The sequence below is a fragment of the Acinetobacter sp. V110_1 genome (genome assembly GCF_031798975.1).
In the GTDB taxonomy this organism is placed as follows: Bacteria; Pseudomonadota; Gammaproteobacteria; order Pseudomonadales; family Moraxellaceae; genus Acinetobacter; species Acinetobacter nosocomialis_A.
In genome coordinates this window covers 591,261-610,130 of record NZ_JAVQNN010000030.1, presented here as the reverse complement: position 1 = coordinate 610,130, position 18,870 = coordinate 591,261, and the positions used below count along the sequence as shown (strand labels likewise).

Sequence of the window (18,870 nt, the reverse complement as noted above, 5' to 3'; positions counted from 1 at the left end):
GCGTGAAGATGGACCGTCAAGCTCAGTTCCGAGCAAGAGAAGCATTAATATTTCAAGTTGCGGAACAGTTGTTGTTAGAAAATGGCGAAGCCGGAATGACACTTGATGTGCTGGCTGCTGAGCTTGATTTGGCAAAAGGCACCTTGTACAAACATTTTCAAAGCAAAGATGAATTGTACATGCTGTTAATTATTCGTAATGAGCGCATGTTACTTGAAATGGTCCAAGACACTGAAAAGGCTTTTCCAGAACATTTGGCTTTCTTTATGTTGCACCATTTGCACCATCCGGAACGAACAGTATTGTTTCATCAAATTGAAGAAAAGCTTTCGATTACTGCTCAAGGTGTACACCATCTTTTTAATGAACTCTATCAAGTGAGAAAGCAGCGCCTACGTATTATTATTCGTATGACTGATCATTATTTAGAGTCAATCCAGAGTCATATGACTACACGAGATTACTTAGCTTCAATCTGGTCGCTCACTCATGGGGCTGCTGCAATTCTGAATTCAAGTTTTTACCAACGTTATTTGGGTTCAAGAGATACTTTAAGAGTAGCTTATATTGATCAGGCATTGGCCTTACCGAAACAAGCAGTTGAGCAATATGCTTAATAGGTCGATATGAAATCGAAATCATTTCAATCACAAAAAGGCTTTACTCTTATAGAAGTGATGGTGGTCATTGTGATTATGACAATTATGACCTCACTTGTTGTCTTGAATATCGGTGGTATAGACCAAAAGAAGGCAATGCAGGCAAGAGAGTTATTTCTACTTGATTTGCAAAAAATTAATAAAGAATCACTAGATCAATCACGTGTATTAGCTTTAGAAACTCATGGTGAGACAGATGTCTCACCATTTTCTTATGAATTATATGAATATCACGATCAAAGTACCTTGCAAGTACAAGATATAAAAAACCAATGGCAGAAATACACTGAATTTAAAACACGGCAACTTCCTACGCATGTGTCTTTTTCTGTAGAACCCTTGGATGGCCAGAATTATTCTAAGGCTAAAAATACCGATTTAGTGGGGGAAAAAACACCTCAACTCATCTGGTTTGGTAATGGTGAAGCCAAGACCGTTAAAATACAATTTTATCTAGAACAAAAACCGATTGGTTCGGAAATACAAATAGATCACTTGGGTAAAATAAATGAAATCTAAAGGCTTTACCCTCTTAGAAGTTATGGTTGCTTTGGCAATCTTTGCTGTAGCAGCTGTCGCTTTAACTAAAGTGGCTATGCAGTACACTCAGTCTACCTCTAATGCGATTTTACGAACCAAAGCTCAATTTGTGGCAATGAATGAAATTGCTATGATGGAGATTAATCAAGAGTGGTTGCAGGGTACTCAAAGTAAGCAAGTAACCTCTCAAGGTGAGACTTGGCAGATTGATAAATCAGCTGAATCGACTGTTAGCCCTAATGTTCAAAAAATTGATGTACAAATTAGCTTATATGATCCGGATAAGGGAAAAGTACAAAACGGTATTACTCATATGGTCTTTTTTAATTATCCAGTGAAAGCAAAATAATGATAAAAAATAAATATTTTCACTATCGTAGCACAGCTGCGCATCTTGCGGCACGATCAGGAGTTGTGTCGACTGGCTATTCAGAGCATAGCTCTTCGTTTTGCGCTCAGACAAAGTGTAGCTTTAAAGACCCTCACACTCGAAACATGGTTTCTCGTCTTGCGGCGCGATCGAGCAGTGTTCGATTAACTCGCGCCTCAGGATTTACGTTGGTTGAGTTGTTGGTTGCTATAGCTATCTTTGCGGTTTTATCTTTATTAGGGTGGAAAATTTTCGATTATCTACTCAAGGTTCGTGATCGCAACGCTGTACATGAAGTGCATTTATTTGAGTTACAAGACGCTTATCAACAAATCCTTCGTGATACTTTGCAAATTATTCCTCTATCGGCAAATCAGGGTGGACAACTTCATCCAGCTTTAGAAATCGATAATCAAATTTTGCGTTTTAGCAAAGCAGGGGTAACTGATCCTTTAAAACAAGGGCTCTCACCGTTTGAACGAATTGAGTATCGTTATGATGCGGAACAAAAAAAACTATATCGTCTTAAATATACCAATTTAAATACTTCGAATAGGGAGCAGCCTTTATCGAGTACCTTGTTAAGTCAAGTTGATCAATACCAAATTATGGTTTTGACTCCGCAAGAGGTAACAAAATGGCCCGAGGTTAATATTGATCCAACAAAGCCTAACGAGTTAAAAAAATTACCGAAAGGAATAAAAATCCAACTTACGGTAGCGGGAGTAAGTTATGAATGGATCTATAGCTTAAATCAAGGCAACTTGGCCCTTTCTCAGCAAGGTGGTTCATAATGGCTACTTATAAACACCAACGGGGTGTTGCTTTACTGACAATACTCATTATGGTCGCCTTAGCTACAATTTTAGCTGCTTCAATTGCTAAGCATCAAAATAATACTATGGAAAATACGGCTTACTTAATGCGTCAAAATCAGTCTCTACTCTATGCGAAAAGTGCAGAAGCATTTTTCTCGGAATTATTAATTCAAGATGCAAATAATGCAGGTGGAGTGGATCATTTAAAGGAGACATGGGCTCAACCTATGCCGCCGTTTCCAGTAGAAGATGGTTCTGTCTCTGGGCGTTTACTTGATGAATCGGGTAAATTTAATTTAAATAATTTGACCAACGGGGAAGGTGCCGTAAATGAAGACGCTAAAAGTTGGTTCGAGCGTTTGCTCGTAAGAGTGGGTTTACCTGCTGAGTTAAGTCAAGCTGTAATTGATTGGCAAGATCCAAATGATGAACCGGCTGGACCAATGGGAGCAGAAAGTAGTTATTATCAAGGTTTAGATCCAAGCTATATGGCTTCAAATGCTAAATTTCATCGTATTGAAGAGTTAAAACTAGTTAGAGGCTTTGATGGGAAAAAATATGATCTGATCGCCCCATATATTTCTGCTTTACCAGAAAATACAAAGTTAAATATTAATACTGCTTCACCATTGGTTTTAGCAAGTATTGATGAAAAATTAGATGTTGGGGCGATCGAAAAAGAATTGCAGGTACGACAGCAAAATTTGAAGTTCTTCCAAAATGTTGATGAATTATGGCAATTGAGTGCTTTTTCAGCGGTTGATAGCCAAAAGAAAAAGCAGGCAAGTGGTCTTATTGATGTTAAATCCAACTTCTTTCAAGCTCAAATTGAAGTTGTTCTAAATAATAGGAAGCGTCAGTTTACTAGTGCTTTAATGCGAAAAGATAAGCAAGTATATGTCTATTCAAGAAGTTTGGCTCCATTTAACTAAATAAATTTATTGATATTTTTTTTGAGTCTGTAATACTTGAAACTTATTAATAAAAGGGATGGGGTCATATTTCTGTATAGACAGTATTTAAAGTAAAAATCAATATCTTCAAAATTCCTTCACATCTCTTATCATACTTTTTGCTAATTGTTTCTATTTGAAAAGTGGTGCGAAGTTTTTATCTTTTGCTTTATAATAATGTTCTTAGAAGGAATGATCGATTTGGCACATGTTAATTCGTAAGTTATTTAAGTTTGAAAATGCACATATAGTACGTAACTGTACATCGGATCGTTGTAAGCGATCGATTCATGGGCATAGTTATAAAGTCGAGTTATTACTTAAAGCTTCGAAATTAGATCATGGACAAATGGTATATGATTTTGGACTATTAAAAGGTGTCATTAAGGACCTTTTTGATAGTTTTGATCATGCGATTTGTTTCTGGGAAAAAGATGATCCGCAATATATCGATGCTTGTAAAACTTTTAGTGCACGTTGGATTTCTTTACCGGTGTCGCCATCAGCCGAGCAATTTTCTCGTATCTTCTTCTATCTAGCTCAGCAAGTATTAAAATCAACCGTCACCCAAAACGGGGAAGGCGATGTTGAAGTTTATTCAGTGATTGTTCATGAAACCGATACGGGGTATGCCCAAAGTTTCCTTGAAGATATTCAAAATGAACAAATGGGGTTATTAAACCTTGAAGGAATTGTTTTTTCAGAACAAGTTCAATCTGAATGGACTGATCCACAAATGTATGAAAATTTAAAACAAGGGATTAAGTTTCAGAATCCACATGTTAACTTACAAGTAGAAGTGTAAGTTAACTTACTTTTGTTTTAGAAATGAAAATTGATCTAGGATGACATTAATGCAATTAACTGAGCAACAGCAAGACAAACTCAGTAAAGTTCAATTAGAAGAAAGCTGGAAAAGATCATTAACTCCATTTTTGCTGAGTCCTTATATGGATAGTTTGCGAGACTTTCTGTTTCAGCAGAAGCAGGCTCAAAAAACAATATATCCACCAAGTAAACAAATTTTTAGTGCTTTAAATATTACGCCGTTAGACCATGTGAAAGTCGTTATTTTAGGTCAAGATCCATATCATGGACCTAATCAGGCAAATGGCTTAAGTTTCTCTGTGCAAAGAGGTGTTGCATTACCTCCATCTTTGCGTAATATTTTTCATGAGTTAAATACAGATTTAGGTGTACCAGTTTCACGCCATGGTGATTTAACCAAATGGGCCGAGCAAGGTGTACTTTTATTAAACAGTGTACTTACTGTAGAAGCAGGACAGCCCACATCACATCAAAAACAAGGTTGGGAAGAGTTTACTGACGCAGTAATTGATGTTTTAAATGAACAACGCGAACACATAGTTTTTATTTTATGGGGTGCTTATGCACAACGTAAAGGACAACGTATAAATAGAGAAAAACACTTAGTTTTAACTGCTGCACATCCATCACCACTTGCGGCTAATCGTGGTGGTTTCTTTGGATGTAAAGTGTTTTCAAAAACAAATCAATATTTGAAACAACATGGCATTGAGCCCATAGACTGGCAATTGGACGCATGATGAACTCTCCCAATGTAAATAGCTATCATCCGGATTTGGTAGTTGAAGAAGCGAAAAATGGTTGGCGTATCGTACGTTTGAATCGACCTAAATCATTACATGCTTTAGATGAATCAATCGTAACGGCTTTATTACGAGTATTTGAAGACTTCCGTGATGATGAGCGAGTAAAAGCAATTTGGTTGGATTCGACAACACCAAAAGCTTTTTGTGCAGGCGGAGATGTACGTAAATTACGTCAGCTGGTCATTAATCAAGAAGTAGAAGCAGCAAATAAGTTTTTCCAGCAAGAATATGCTTTGGATTTACTTTTGCATAACTATGCTAAACCTGTTGTTGTATGGGGCGAAGGTTATGTAATGGGTGGTGGGCTAGGCTTGTTCATGGCAGCACCATTCCGTTTGGTTACGCCATACTCGCGTTTAGCAATGCCTGAAATTAACATTGGTCTGTATCCGGATGTTGGAGCCAGCCGTTTCCTTGCTGACCGTGGTCAAATTGGTTTATTTACTGGTTTGACAGGTTCTATTATGACGGCTGCTGGGGCATATAGTATTGGTTGGGCGACACATATTTGTGAAGCACAACGTGATAATGTTCTGCAAAAAGTACTCAATATTAATTGGGCTCACTATCCTGCAGGTGATTTCCGTGCGATTGATGATACTTTAAATAGTTTGCATCGTCCTGTGGCAGCTGGACCTTTGCAAAATTCATTAGATGTTATTCATAGCGTTTGTCGTGGTTCAAGTTTTGAACAAGACTATCAAGCCATCGTAAGCTTACGCGATGCAAGCAGTGATTGGTTGCGTCAAGCCAGTGAAAACTTACAAAAGGGTTCACCGAGCACAGCGGCTATTACTTGGTTGTTATGGCAATGGGGTAAACAAGTACATTCTTGGGACGAAGTTTTTGATCTAGAAGCGCAAATCTCTGAATGGAAAATTCGTCACCCTGATTTTGTGGAAGGTGTACGTGCTCGCTTAGTTGATAAAGATTTATCACCAGAATGGAAAGCTTGTGAAGACCTTACATTAAGAGGTATTTTGGCTGATGATCCGCCAATAACGACTATTGATAGTTGGAATGCTTTACTTAGACAATATGGTGTAGTTTCATAATAAATAAATGTCTAAATTTAGTGATGAGTACTGGATGCAGCTTGCTTACGAGCAAGCTGAATTGGCAGCCAAGCAGGGGGAAATTCCTGTTGGGGCTGTAATCGTAAGTCAAAATAAATTAATTGGAGCAGGGTTTAATGCTCCAATTGGTTTGTCTGATCCTACTGCCCATGCGGAAATTCAAGCTATTCGTTCGGCTTGTGAGTCATTGAAAAATTATCGTTTACCCGAAGATGCGACTTTGTATGTTACGCTTGAGCCATGCACGATGTGCGTAGGGGCTTTAGTACATGCAAGGATTAAACACGTTGTATTTGGGACAACAGAGCCTAAAGCTGGTTCACTCGTGAGTACACGTCAATTATTAGAACATGGTTATTACAACCATAAATTTACTTTTGAGCATGGATGTTTACATGAAAAATGTGCTCAACAGTTAAGTCTTTTTTTTAAGCAAAGACGTGAACAAAAGAAACAAGAGAAGCAACAAAAAACGTCCTTAAATGATTAAAAAATGTCATAGGGTTATGGCAAACTAGCGCCGTTTCATTGACATGATTTATTTAAATAAGGAACTTTCATGCGTAATGTAATTACTATACAAAAAGAATTTAATGCTCCTCTTAGTGATGTATTTAACCTGCTTTCTAAACATGCAACTTACAACAAGGCATTTGCTCCACTACAAGTTGTACGTGTGAAAGACTCGGCAGATCCTGAAAGACCAGATGGAGTGGGATCTGTTCGTCGTATGGGGTTTGGTGCGATTAAACCGCTTAAAGAAGAAATCACTCATCTCGAAGAAAACAAGCGTATTGAATATAAATTGATTGATAATCCTTTAGTTAAACACCATTTAGGTCGTATCGAGTTTTCTGAAATTACTCCTTATATTACTTTGGTTACTTATCGTATCGAATTAACGGCAAAAGCCCCCGTTGTAAGTAAATTAATTCTTGCACAGCTAAAACTAGCGATTACACTAGGCTTTTCGAGATTAGCTAAAGCATTTGCTTCTTAGTGAGAGTTCAATGACAGTTCAAATTATTACTATTGATGGTCCGAGTGGTTCGGGTAAAGGAACATTAGCGGCAAAACTTGCTGCATATTATCAATTTCATTTACTTGACTCTGGCGCCTTGTATCGTTTGTTAGGGTTGTCATTACATAAACATGATTTATTGGAAAAATTAGATAGCCATTTAGATGAGTGTGTGAACTATGCTCGTCAGCTTAATATCAAGTTTGAAACTTCAGCAGAGGGAACATTGGTTTTCCTTGATGGAGAGGATGTATCGCAAACCATTCGTACAGAGCGAGTTGGTGAATATGCATCTAAAGTTGCTGCAATCCCTGAGCTAAGACAAGCACTCTTTGATCGTCAAAGAGCATTTGCACAAACTCCAGGTTTAGTTGCAGATGGCCGAGATATGGCAACATCAATTTTCCCGGAAGCCAATGCAAAAATTTACCTAACAGCTTCGGCTGAGTCTCGTGCTGAGCGAAGAGTAAAACAGTTGCAGGGCATGGGGCTAGATGCTAAAATAAACGACATTTTAGCTAATATACAAGCGCGTGACAAAAGAGATATGGAGCGAGAAGTTGCTCCTCTCAAGCCAGCCGCAGATGCTTATATTATTGATAGTTCGGAATTAACGATCGATCAAGTATTTAAGTTAATGGTTGACTATGTCAATAGCCGTACTGTTAGCAACTAAGATTATCAGTTGACGCATAGCTTGATCAGTCTATAAAGACTATGTTGATACTTAACTAAACCGGCCTTGTCTGATCCAAGACCGCTGAATTTATCAGGTATATCATGACCGAATCTTTTGCAGCCCTCTTTGAAGAAAGTGAATTAAACCTCAACGTTGAAAAGGGTGCAGTCATCCAAGGTGTTGTTGTAAACATCGATAGCGACTGGGTTACTGTTGACACTGGCCTTAAATCAGAAGGCATTGTTGATCGTGCTGAATTTTTAAATGAACAACGTGAACTTGAAGTTCAGGTTGGCGATACTGTTGACGTAGTTGTTGAAGCTCTTGACAACGGTATGGGTCAAACAGTTTTATCACGTGAAAAAGCTAAACGTGCTGAAACTTGGACTAAACTTGAAAAAATCTTTGAAGATGGCGAAATCGTTACTGGTGTTATCTCTGGTAAAGTTAAAGGCGGTTTCACTGTTGACATCGGTCCTGTTCGTGCGTTCTTACCAGGTTCATTAGTTGACACTCGTCCTATCCGTGACACTACTCACCTTGAAGGTAAAGAGTTAGAGTTTAAAGTAATCAAACTTGATGCTAAACGTAACAACGTTGTTGTATCTCGTCGTGCTGTTATGGAAGCTGAATCTTCTGCTGACCGTGAAGCATTACTTGCTCAACTTGAAGAAGGTCAAACAGTTACAGGTACTATCAAGAACCTTACTGATTACGGTGCATTCGTTGATCTTGGCGGTATTGATGGTCTTCTTCATATCACAGATATGGCTTGGAAGCGTATCAAGCACCCTTCAGAAGTTGTTGAAGTTGGTCAAGAAGTTACTGTTAAAGTACTTAAATTTGACCGTGAGCGTAACCGCGTATCTTTAGGCCTTAAACAATTAGGCGAAGATCCATGGTTAGCGATCATGAGCCGTTACCCTAAAGGTTCTATCGTTAAAGCACGTGTTACTAACTTAACTGACTACGGTTGTTTCGCTGAAATCGCTGAAGGCGTTGAAGGTTTAGTACACGTTTCTGAAATGGACCACACTAACAAAAACATCCACCCATCTAAAGTTGTTCAGATCGGTGACGAAGTTGATGTTATGGTTCTTGAAGTTGACGAAGAACGTCGTCGTATCAGCCTTGGTATCAAACAAACTCGTGCTAACCCATGGGAAGAGTTTGCTAAGTCTCATGAGAAAGGCGAAAAAGTTTCAGGCACAATCAAGTCTATCACTGACTTTGGTATCTTCATTGGTTTAAATGGCGGTATCGACGGTCTAGTTCACTTGTCTGATATTTCTTGGAACGAGCAAGGCGAAGAAGCTATCCGTCGTTACAAGAAAGGTGACACTGTTGAAGCAGTTATCTTGTCTGTAGACGCTGAAGGTAACCGTATCAGCCTTGGTATCAAGCAATTGAACAGCGATCCGTTCAATGATTTCTTAGCTGCTAACGAACGTGGTGCTTTAGTTAAAGGTACTGTGACTGCAGTTGATGCTCGTGGCGCAACTGTTAAGTTAGCTGACGAAGTAGAAGCTACTCTTAAAGCTTCTGAAATCAACCGTGACCGCGTTGAAGATGCGACTAAATTCTTAGAAGTTGGTCAAGAAGTTGAAGCGAAAATCATCAACGTTGATCGTAAATCTCGCTCTATCAACTTGTCTATCAAAGCGAAAGACGAAGCTGAAGAGAAAGAAGCAGTTGCTAACTTACGTACAGCATCAGCTTCTCAAGAAAATGGTCCTAAGACTATTGGTGACTTGATCAAAGCACAAATGAAGTAATAAGGTAACAAAGTACAGTTTCATGTAACGAAATTGTACTTTTTATACAAATTACTGTAAACGGTAGCGTAGTATTCAACATACTGCGCTACCGTTTTGTATTTAAACAGGTTATTATCAAACGACTTAGAGTAGTAATAAATAACGAGGTCGTAGATGACTACTGAAGCTCTTAATAAGTCTGATTTGATTGAACGCATTGCGCTAAAAAATCCACACTTGGCTGAACCATTAGTGGAAGAAGCGGTTAAAATCATGATTGATCAAATGATCGAAGCTCTTTCGACTGACAATCGTATTGAAATCCGTGGTTTTGGTAGCTTTGCTTTACACCACCGTGAACCTAGAGTTGGTCGCAACCCAAAAACAGGTAAGTCAGTAGATGTTGCAGCGAAGGCTGTTCCACATTTTAAACCAGGTAAAGCACTCCGTGATGCAGTGAATGAATCTGGAAAATAAATAAAACTCATAAGTGGGGTGCCTATGCGTTATATTCTAATTGCATTACTCATTATTGTATTTGGCTATTCTTTAGCACTTGTTTTGCAGAACCCAACAGAACTTCCTGTTGATTTATTATTTACTCAAGTTCCTGCAATGCGTTTAGGTTTATTATTGCTGCTTACCTTGGCGCTTGGAATTGTAGTTGGACTTTTATTGGGTGTACAAGTTTTCCGCGTTTTTCAAAAAGGTTGGGAAATTAAGCGCCTTAGAAAAGATATTGACCATTTGAGAAAAGAACAAATTCAAAGTGCTCAATTGGCAGCAGCAGAAGCAGCTGCAAATGTAAGACATGAAAAAACTGTGGTAGATATTTATCCCCAAGATAAAAACTCTACTCCGTTATAATTATTCTTGGTACTACTCTTTATCTAGGTATAAAGAGTAGTATTTTGCTTCCTATATTTCCTCATTATCTATCAAATTTAAAATCAATATTTTCTTATTCAAAAACTTGTCTCAATAGATTTCTTTATTAGTAGCTGACTTGTCTATTATAATAGCCCTGATTTTATATGATGGAAGAAAGTCTCTTGAGTATCATTGTTGCGTTGGATGCTAAAAGCCAATATGACGCTTTAAAAATTGTTGAACAACTTGATCCTACGTTATGTCGCGTAAAAGTAGGTAAAGAGCTTTTTACTCATGAAGGCCCATCTGTTGTAAAAAAACTTCAAGAAGAGAATTTCGAAGTTTTCCTAGATTTAAAATTCCATGATATTCCTAATACTACTGCTCAAGCTGTATGTGCTGCGGCAGATTTGGGTGTATGGATGGTGAACGTACATGCATCAGGTGGCCGTAAAATGATGGAAACCTGTGTAGAGCGTTTAAAGGCTGGTAATTATCAAACTCAGTTAATTGCAGTAACAGTTTTAACTTCAATGGGTCGTGAAGACTTAAAAGATATTGGATTGGATATTGAACCTGTAGAGCAAGTTAAAAGATTAGCTAAACTGACTAAAGATAGTGGTTTAGATGGTGTAGTTTGTTCTGCTCAAGAAGCTAAAATTCTCCGTGAATTAATTGGGCAAGATTTCTCTTTAGTTACTCCTGGAATACGTCCAGAGGGTAGCAATGCAGATGACCAAAAACGTATTGTGACTCCAAAACAAGCAATGCTTGATGGTTCTACTCATTTAGTTATTGGTCGCCCGATTACTAAAGCAGAAGACCCAACTCAAATGTTGAAATCAATTCTTGCTTCAATTGCTTAAACGTTTAAAAACACAGTAATTAAAAGTGGAGCGAGCAGGCTTAGAAGTAAGCCACTCATCATGGCATGTGGTACATAATGTGTGCCACATGACTGTTTTACCATAGCTAATGTTACATCCATCGAGGTGGCGCCAGCGCTTGAAATTGCTGGACGTGGAAAACGCCATCCCATTGTGTACATCAGCAATATTGCCACTATTTCTCTAAATAGGTCTGTGAGTAAGGCAATCCCACCTAACTCAGCTGAATGTAATTGTGTAAATAAAATACCTGACATTGAATACCAACCATAGCCTTGGGCTAAAGCCAGCATTTCATTAAGTGTAAAGTGATCGCCTAGTAAGAAATAGTTGAGAAAACCTGCTATGCATGAACCTATAAAGGCAGCCAAAGGTACAATAAGAATTTTCCAACTTAACCATGTACGGTTGAAATGAGTAAAAGCAAGTTCGATTCCGATTAAAAAAATAAAAAGTAATAGTAAATACCAGCTATTAAATGGAATATGAACATTTAACCGAGTAAAAAGAACACCTAAAATTACGCCGACAGTTAAAGCTAGAAATGCCTTGGCAATATTTTTTAGAGCATTTATAAAAAGCTGAAGTGAAATTTTTCCTTTAACGCTTTCTTTATCAAATATTGTATAGGCAATTAAACAAGTAAAAAAAGAACCGAGAGAGGTGGTAAGTGCAATTAATAGAGCAGGTGGGAGTATAGTAGAAGGATTTTCAATTTGATCAAGTGCAAGTGTTAATTCTAAAGCGACACTTGCTAATAAAATATAAGAGAAATAAGGCAGAATTTTAAAAATAAACTGCCGAATATTTAATGAAAGTTTAGGACCTAGAAAATAACCAAAAGCTAATACAAGAAAAATTTGAATAATGAGGCTAACAGATTGCATATAATAATAAATAGATTGTTATCAACCCATCTATTATGTATCGAACATATTATGCTGCATAGCTCTTAGAGCATTTATTTAATAGCAAATAATCTTTGGGATTCACTTTACGGGTTTCTAACCAATATTTCCAAGTATAAGTTGGCCATAAAGAGAAGTTCTTCCCATCGGCAGCCTGATACCAACTATTACAGCCACCTGCTTGCCATACAGTACCTTGAAGTTGTTTCTGTATTCTTTCATTGAAGCTATCTTGAACTTCCGGTTTAATTTCTATCGCATGTTGACCAGATTTATCGACAAGTTCAATCAGTTGTAAAATATAATTAACTTGTGACTCGATCATAAAAATAACTGAGTTATGACCTAAAACAGTATTTGGTCCGACGAGTTGGAATAGGTTAGGAAAATTCTTGGTCATAATTCCATAATAACTTTCTGCACCATCTTTCCAAGCCTGTTTTAATTCAATTTGATTAAGACCAACACAAGTAAAATGTTTTAAGTAAATGCGTGGATCTGTAATAAAGCCAGTTCCATAAATCAGACAATCAATAGGTCTTTCTTTTCCATCTTTTGTGATAATGCTGTGCTCTTTAATTTCTTGAATACCATCCGTCACTAATTCAACATTTTTACGGTTAAATGTCGGGAAGTATTTATTTGAAATGAGAATGCGTTTACAACCCATCACAAAGTCTGGTGTGAGTTTCTTAGCTAATTCTTTATCTTTGACTTGGAAACGTATGAAAGCCTCAGCTAATTTTTGCCCATATTTCATGATTTGCGGCTGAACTATAGGAACAACACGTGATTCATTACTCCAATAAAGGCGGCTGCGATGAATTTTTCTGTAAAGATTAGATGTTTTAAATAGAGTTTTACTCAAACTGGAGTATTTACGTTCATCTCGTGGAATAACCCATGCGGCTGTTCTTTGAAAGACATATAGTTGTTTAACATCTTTGGCTATTTCAGGAATATATTGAATTGCGCTACCACCTGTACCAATAGATGCGACTGACTTTCCGTTTAAGTCATAGTCATGTTCCCATTGTGATGAGTGAAAGACTTTACCTTTAAACTTTTCGATACCACGAATATGAGGGATTTGTGGAATATGTAAGGGTCCAGAGGCAAATACTAAAAATTGTGCTTCGAGAGAAGGTTGGTTTGTAAAATCTAACGTCCATACATGGCGCGTTTCATCATACTGAACATGATTAACTTCATGATTAAATTTACAGTAGTTTTTAATTTGATATTTTTTGGTTATATCTTGAATATAATCAAAAATTTCCGGTGCTTCCGCATAACGTTTTGACCAGTCCGTTTTAGGTGCAAAAGATAGAGAGTACATATGTGACTGGACGTCACATGCAGCTCCCGGATATCGATTTTCTCGCCATGTTCCACCAACGTCATTAGATTTTTCTAAAATAAGAAAATCTGTTTGTTGATTCTGTAATAGACGAATAGCCATTGCAAGGCCACCGAATCCAGCACCAATAATTGCGATTTTAGTTTTTTGAATAGCGTTTTGTTTTGCACTGAGCATTGTAAACCCTGCATATGCTGTAAAGAGGATTGTAAGCAAGCCTAACGTTTTTTGATCAGTTTAAACATGATTGTATCGACGTGAAAATTGATAGATTCGGCAATTAATTTTATTACTTCTTTATAGTAAAACATTTCAGTCTAGAGAAATTGATTGAAGAATGAAACGATCGGCACTTGGTTTAATCTATTTAATTCAAGGAATGCGCAATGCGGGCATTGATGTCGACTCACGTTTGGCAGATATCGGTATTAAAGTAGATTCCTTGGACCCCAGTTCAACAATTCATGACAGTTTAGAATGGGATATTCAACAAATTATTAGTGAAAATGTTGATCCTGAAAAAGGATTATTCATTGGTCAGCACTATGCATTAGCAGGTTATGGCCCTTTGTTAATGCTACTTGTAACAAGTCAAGATATACAAACCGCCTTAGAAAAAGGCATAAAGTATCAAAAACTTACTCATTTATTTGGTACTTTGAGCTTACAAGAAACTGAAAATCATATTATTTTGAACTATTTACCTGTCGATTTAAAAACAGAAATCGGTTTGCTTCGTGCCCAATGTGAAATTTCGGGGACCTATAAGTTTATTCAGGATATTTATACCATGATGGGCTTAACCATGCCTCATATGCGGATAGATGTACCGTTTCCCAAACCAAATAATACAGATACCGTTGCTCAATATTTCTCATATTATGGAGATGATCTGCATTTTAATTCTACACATGCAGCATTTAGCCTAAGTAAGAATGTGCTTGGAATAAAAATTCCTTCGGCAGATATCATTACTCATCGTATCTATGAAGCTAAATGTATTAAAGAAATAAAACGATTAAATGAGCAAGATCATCAAATACCACCCATTATTCAATATGTGCAAGATTATCTAGAGCTACAACAAGGAATTATCCCGAGCATGGCGGAAACCGCTTTTGCTTTAAAAATGCCTGAAAGGACATTAAGGCATCAATTGCAGCAGCTTAATACGAGTTATAAACAAATTCGTGAACAGATTATTAAGAATAAGGCGCTTAAACTTATGGAATATAAAGAATATTCAATAGAGGTTATTGCTGAATCGCTTGGCTATTCTGAACCTGCAGCTTTTAATCATGCATTTAAAAGATGGTTTGGGCAGAGCCCTCGGCAATATGGAAAGGAGTTTTACTGAGCATAACTCTTGATGCTAAAAGCTAATGTGGTCGGACAAAATGTTCGTTATACTCTCTTCAGTTAAAATTGAAATAAAATGATATGTTAAATTTAAAATCTTCTCATAGTACTGCATTTACCCCTTCTTCCCCAGCAGAGCGCTATGCTGAGGCATTGGCTTCAGGCCAATTCATGGCAGATGAAGCACAAGCACAGGCAGTGCAAGAATTAGATCGTGTATGGAAAGAACTTTTAAATCGTTATAAGGCCTCTAAAAAAGCTTTCCGTCGTTTCCGTCGTCAAACCTCACCAAAGGGTGTATATATGTGGGGCGGTGTAGGGCGTGGCAAAACTTGGCTTATGGATCAATTTTACGAATCTGTGCCGTTTCGCCGTAAAACACGTATGCATTTCCACCACTTTATGCAACACGTTCATAAAGAATTAAATAAACTTTCTGGCCAACGTAATCCACTCGATATCGTGGCTGATCAAATCTATAAAGATGCTGTTGTTATTTGTTTCGATGAGTTCTTCGTTTCAAACGTAACAGATGCAATGATCTTGAGTGATTTATTCCAGAAGTTATTTGTTCGCGGTGTGACGCTCATTGCAACTTCAAACATTGCACCAGACGGTTTGTATAAAAACGGGATTCATCGTGATCGTTTTATTCCTACAATTGAAATGGTTAAAAAGAACTGTGTCGTTTTAAATGTAGACGCAGGTGTGGATTATCGTTTACGTGTTTTAAAACAGGCTCAATTGTTTAAATCACCACTGGGCAATGAAGCTCAAAACTGGATATCAGAGCGTTATACAGCTTTAACTCATACTCAAACGAATTCTCATGAGCCGATTGTGATCAATAACCGTGTTGTTGAAACGCTAGGTCACACAGAAGATGTTTTATGGTGTGAGTTCTCTGAACTTTGTTTAAAGCCGCGTAGTCCTGCAGACTTTATTGAAATTGCCAATATCTATAATACTGTTCTAGTGAGTAATGTTCCGCACTTAACTGACTTCTTGTCAGAAGGTACACGTCGTTTTATTTATCTAGTCGATGAATTTTATGATCGTGGCGTGAAGTTACTTTTAACTTCTCAAGACAGCATTATTGATATCTATCAAGGCGAGAAATTGGCTTTTGAAATTGAGCGTACTCGTTCTCGTTTGTTAGAAATGCAATCAGATGAGTATTTGCATTCTGAGCATCGTCATATTGATGCTAATAAAACTTCTTAAGAAATAAGATATAAAAGAGCGCTCTAAATAGGGCGCTTTTTTTACAACAAAAATAGATAAATTTAGCTAAATAATACTTTTTCATTGTGCAAAGTTTGATATAACTAAATACGCTTTAGAAAAAATAAGATAGTGAAACTTTTTGTATGTTAACAAAAAGTCTAGTTTCAGTATCTTTCAATATTGAATAAATTGTTGGGAAACCTAGTTAGAATTTTAATATTTTCCTATATAGAAAAATTTATCTTTGTCAATAGTTTTGCAAGGGAAAATGCTTACTATTTAGGAATGTGATATTAGTATTCAGCTTAATTTAAATCGGTATACTAGGTTTCTCTTGGTATAAAAAGTAGCAACTTCAGGAAAGACAATGACTGCACGTATTCAAAAAGGCAAGTTAGCGATTGCTAAAGAACTTTACGATTTTATCGAAAATGAAGCTTTACCAGGTTCTGGTTTAGATAGTGAAACTTACTGGAAGAACTTTGAGCAAGTTGTTGTCGATCTTAGCCCAAAAAATAAAGCGTTATTGGCTAAGCGTGATGAATTACAAGCAAAAATTGATGAATGGCACCGTAATAACAAATTTGAATTAGGTGCTTATAAAGCGTTTTTAACTGATATTGGATATTTACTACCAGAAGTTGAAGATTTTCAGATTACTACTGAAAACGTAGATGAAGAAATTGCATTATTAGCAGGGCCGCAGTTAGTAGTACCTGTACGTAATGCACGTTATTGCTTAAATGCAGCAAACGCACGTTGGGGTTCTTTGTACGATGCACTTTACGGCTTCGATGTAATTTCTGAAGAAGGCGGTGCTGAAAAAGGAAAAGGATATAACCCTGTTCGCGGTGCAAAAGTGATTGAGTTCGCTAAGAATTTCTTAAATGAAGTTTTCCCGCTTGCACAAGGCTCACACGCAGATGCAACTAAATATGCAATTGAGCAAAATAAACTTGTTGTAACTTTAAAAGATGGTTCAAAAACAGGTTTAGCTCATGAAGCTCAATTTGTTGGTTTCAATGGTGAAGAAGCAAATCCTTCAGAGGTTGTACTTTTAAGTAATGGCTTGCATGTCATTATTGAAATTGATGCAAATAGCCCAATTGGTCAAACTGATTTAGCAGGTGTTAAAGATTTAACACTTGAAGCTGCGGTTACAACGATTCAAGATTTGGAAGACTCTGTTGCAGCTGTAGATGCAGAAGAAAAGGTTGAAGGTTACCGTAACTGGTTAGGTTTAATGAAGGGTACACTTCAAGAATCTATCGAAAAGAATGGTAAAACAATTGTCCGTGCATTAAGCAAAGATCGCGAAATTAAAAACTTAATTGGTGGAACCACAAAACTTCATGGTCGTTCACTTATGTTACTTCGTAATGTAGGTCACTTAATGACGAACCCAGCGATTTTGGTAGATGGTGAAGAAATTTTTGAAGGTATTATGGATGCATTGGTAACTCCATTGTTATCAGTTGCTGATATCCGTAGTACGAACGAAAATAAAAACTCTCGTAAAGGGTCTATGTATATTGTTAAGCCAAAAATGCATGGTCCAGAAGAAGTTGCTTTTGCTGTTGAATTATTTGAACGCGCTGAGCAAGCCCTAGGTTTACCAGCGAAATCTTTAAAAATCGGTATTATGGATGAAGAACGCCGTACATCTGTAAACTTGAAAAACTGTATTGCTGCAGCTAAAGACCGCACTATCTTTATCAACACTGGTTTCATGGACCGTACAGGTGATGAAATCCATACTTCTATGGAAGCTGCACCAGTTGTTCGTAAAGAAGCGGTTAAAACACAAAAATGGATTGCTGCTTACGAAAATCGTAACGTTGCAATTGGCTTGAAATGTGGTTTACAAGGTAAAGCTCAAATTGGTAAAGGCATGTGGCCAAAACCAGATAGCATGAAAGATATGTTGGCAACTAAAGCTGCTCATCCAAATGCTGGTGCTTCATGTGCTTGGGTTCCATCACCAACTGGTGCAGTACTTCATGCGATGCATTACCATCAAGTAAATGTAAAAGCGCGTCAAGATCAGTTAAAAGCTGAAGAAATGTTGTCATTAGATGACCTATTAACACCTCCATTTGCACCTGATACAAACTGGTCAGCAGAAGAGATCAACAATGAACTTGAAAATAACTGCCAAGGTATCTTAGGTTACGTTGTTCGTTGGGTTGACTTAGGTGTAGGTTGTTCGAAAGTTCCTGATATTAACAACGTGGGCTTAATGGAAGACCGTGCAACATTACGTATTTCTTCTCAACACGTTGCGAACTGGTTACGTCACGGTATTGTGACTCGTGAACAAGTTGAAGAAGTGCTTAAACGCATGGCAAAAATTGTTGATGAGCAAAATGCGAATGACCCATTGTATAAACCAATGGCAGCTAACTTTGAAACAAATATTGCTTTCCAAGCAGCTTCTGACCTTATCTTTAAAGGTTGTGAACAGCCTTCAGGTTATACTGAACCGTTATTACACGCTGCTCGTTTGAAGTTAAAAGGTTATACAGGTGACTAATTTTAACCTGTTATAAAAAAGCCTCTACGGAGGCTTTTTTATTTTCGGTATATTTTATGCTTATAAAGTACAGACTTATAGTTAAAAGGTTTTGATATTGATTAACTTAAAAAATCTTAATCGTGAGAATTGGATTCAATGTGCAAAGTTGTCGTTGGATGAATCTCAAAAGGACTATGTTGCACCAAATGTATATTCTATTGCTGAGACTTGAATATT

At 37.2% G+C, this 18,870-nt stretch carries 20 protein-coding genes and 1 pseudogene; 19 read left to right on the top strand and 2 right to left on the bottom strand.

Annotated features, from left to right (window positions below):
* Window positions 1-8 precede the first annotated feature (8 nt).
* From RMA95_RS13825 to pyrF, 15 genes are all read left to right on the top strand, one after another.
* A complete protein-coding gene (locus RMA95_RS13825; protein WP_000375838.1) occupies window positions 9-617 on the top strand; it encodes a TetR/AcrR family transcriptional regulator in 609 nt (202 codons plus the stop codon).
* 9 nt (window positions 618-626) lie between these two features.
* Window positions 627-1,178, top strand: a complete 552-nt coding sequence (locus RMA95_RS13820; protein WP_263613592.1) for a type II secretion system protein — start codon at window positions 627-629, stop codon at window positions 1,176-1,178.
* A complete protein-coding gene (gene gspI, locus RMA95_RS13815) occupies window positions 1,168-1,548 on the top strand; it encodes a type II secretion system minor pseudopilin GspI (protein ID WP_019458993.1) in 381 nt (126 codons plus the stop codon). The genes RMA95_RS13820 and gspI overlap by 11 nt, the downstream gene beginning before the upstream one ends.
* On the top strand, window positions 1,548-2,363 hold the full coding sequence (gspJ, locus tag RMA95_RS13810) for a type II secretion system minor pseudopilin GspJ (protein ID WP_077168510.1): 816 nt from the start codon (window positions 1,548-1,550) through the stop codon (window positions 2,361-2,363). The genes gspI and gspJ overlap by 1 nt, the downstream gene beginning before the upstream one ends.
* Window positions 2,363-3,319 (top strand): type II secretion system minor pseudopilin GspK, encoded by a 957-nt coding sequence (gspK, locus tag RMA95_RS13805; protein ID WP_311071329.1) that lies wholly within the window; start codon window positions 2,363-2,365, stop codon window positions 3,317-3,319. Before gspJ ends, gspK begins: the two co-directional genes overlap by 1 nt.
* A 229-nt stretch (window positions 3,320-3,548) precedes the next feature.
* Window positions 3,549-4,145, top strand: a complete 597-nt coding sequence (locus RMA95_RS13800) for a 6-carboxytetrahydropterin synthase (RefSeq protein ID WP_263613594.1) — start codon at window positions 3,549-3,551, stop codon at window positions 4,143-4,145.
* 49 nt (window positions 4,146-4,194) lie between these two features.
* Window positions 4,195-4,908: a uracil-DNA glycosylase gene (gene ung, locus RMA95_RS13795; protein ID WP_263613595.1), complete on the top strand. Its 714-nt coding sequence runs from the start codon at window positions 4,195-4,197 to the stop codon at window positions 4,906-4,908.
* Window positions 4,905-6,029, top strand: coding sequence for an enoyl-CoA hydratase/isomerase family protein (locus RMA95_RS13790; RefSeq protein WP_151739649.1), 1,125 nt, complete (start codon window positions 4,905-4,907; stop codon window positions 6,027-6,029). The genes ung and RMA95_RS13790 overlap by 4 nt, the downstream gene beginning before the upstream one ends.
* A gap of 7 nt (window positions 6,030-6,036) precedes the next feature.
* Complete coding sequence (gene tadA, locus RMA95_RS13785; RefSeq protein ID WP_311071326.1) at window positions 6,037-6,540, top strand: tRNA adenosine(34) deaminase TadA; 504 nt, start codon at window positions 6,037-6,039, stop codon at window positions 6,538-6,540.
* A gap of 69 nt (window positions 6,541-6,609) precedes the next feature.
* Window positions 6,610-7,050 carry an SRPBCC family protein gene (locus tag RMA95_RS13780; protein ID WP_032047936.1) on the top strand — a complete coding sequence of 147 codons (441 nt, stop codon included), beginning with the start codon at window positions 6,610-6,612 and terminating at the stop codon, window positions 7,048-7,050.
* A gap of 10 nt (window positions 7,051-7,060) precedes the next feature.
* On the top strand, window positions 7,061-7,747 hold the full coding sequence (gene cmk / locus RMA95_RS13775) for a (d)CMP kinase (RefSeq protein WP_284083715.1): 687 nt from the start codon (window positions 7,061-7,063) through the stop codon (window positions 7,745-7,747).
* Window positions 7,748-7,851: 104 nt separating this feature from the next.
* Window positions 7,852-9,525: a 30S ribosomal protein S1 gene (gene rpsA, locus RMA95_RS13770; RefSeq protein ID WP_002050239.1), complete on the top strand. Its 1,674-nt coding sequence runs from the start codon at window positions 7,852-7,854 to the stop codon at window positions 9,523-9,525.
* Between the two features lie 156 nt (window positions 9,526-9,681).
* Window positions 9,682-9,984, top strand: coding sequence for an integration host factor subunit beta (locus tag RMA95_RS13765; protein ID WP_002050043.1), 303 nt, complete (start codon window positions 9,682-9,684; stop codon window positions 9,982-9,984).
* 24 nt (window positions 9,985-10,008) lie between these two features.
* Window positions 10,009-10,374 carry a lipopolysaccharide assembly protein LapA domain-containing protein gene (locus RMA95_RS13760; RefSeq protein WP_263613598.1) on the top strand — a complete coding sequence of 122 codons (366 nt, stop codon included), beginning with the start codon at window positions 10,009-10,011 and terminating at the stop codon, window positions 10,372-10,374.
* 170 nt (window positions 10,375-10,544) lie between these two features.
* A complete protein-coding gene (pyrF, locus tag RMA95_RS13755) occupies window positions 10,545-11,243 on the top strand; it encodes an orotidine-5'-phosphate decarboxylase (protein WP_263614967.1) in 699 nt (232 codons plus the stop codon).
* Here the strand turns inward: pyrF and RMA95_RS13750 are convergent.
* On the bottom strand, window positions 11,240-12,151 hold the full coding sequence (locus RMA95_RS13750) for a lysine exporter LysO family protein (protein WP_311071323.1): 912 nt from the start codon (window positions 12,149-12,151) through the stop codon (window positions 11,240-11,242). The genes pyrF and RMA95_RS13750 overlap by 4 nt on opposite strands.
* Before the next feature lie 49 nt (window positions 12,152-12,200).
* Window positions 12,201-13,748, bottom strand: coding sequence for an NAD(P)/FAD-dependent oxidoreductase (locus RMA95_RS13745; RefSeq protein ID WP_311071321.1), 1,548 nt, complete (start codon window positions 13,746-13,748; stop codon window positions 12,201-12,203).
* A 121-nt stretch (window positions 13,749-13,869) separates the two neighbouring features.
* On the opposite strand from RMA95_RS13745, the gene RMA95_RS13740 reads away from it, so the two are divergent.
* The 4 genes and pseudogenes from RMA95_RS13740 to RMA95_RS13725 form a co-directional block, all read left to right on the top strand.
* Entirely contained in the window at window positions 13,870-14,889 is a 1,020-nt protein-coding gene (locus RMA95_RS13740) for an AraC family transcriptional regulator (protein WP_263613601.1), read from the top strand.
* Window positions 14,890-14,972: 83 nt separating this feature from the next.
* A complete protein-coding gene (gene zapE / locus RMA95_RS13735) occupies window positions 14,973-16,115 on the top strand; it encodes a cell division protein ZapE (protein ID WP_311071319.1) in 1,143 nt (380 codons plus the stop codon).
* A 370-nt stretch (window positions 16,116-16,485) separates the two neighbouring features.
* Window positions 16,486-18,651 carry a malate synthase G gene (locus tag RMA95_RS13730; protein ID WP_311071317.1) on the top strand — a complete coding sequence of 722 codons (2,166 nt, stop codon included), beginning with the start codon at window positions 16,486-16,488 and terminating at the stop codon, window positions 18,649-18,651.
* A gap of 97 nt (window positions 18,652-18,748) precedes the next feature.
* Window positions 18,749-18,862, top strand: a pseudogene (locus tag RMA95_RS13725) (GNAT family N-acetyltransferase); the annotation flags it as partial.
* Window positions 18,863-18,870 lie beyond the last annotated feature (8 nt).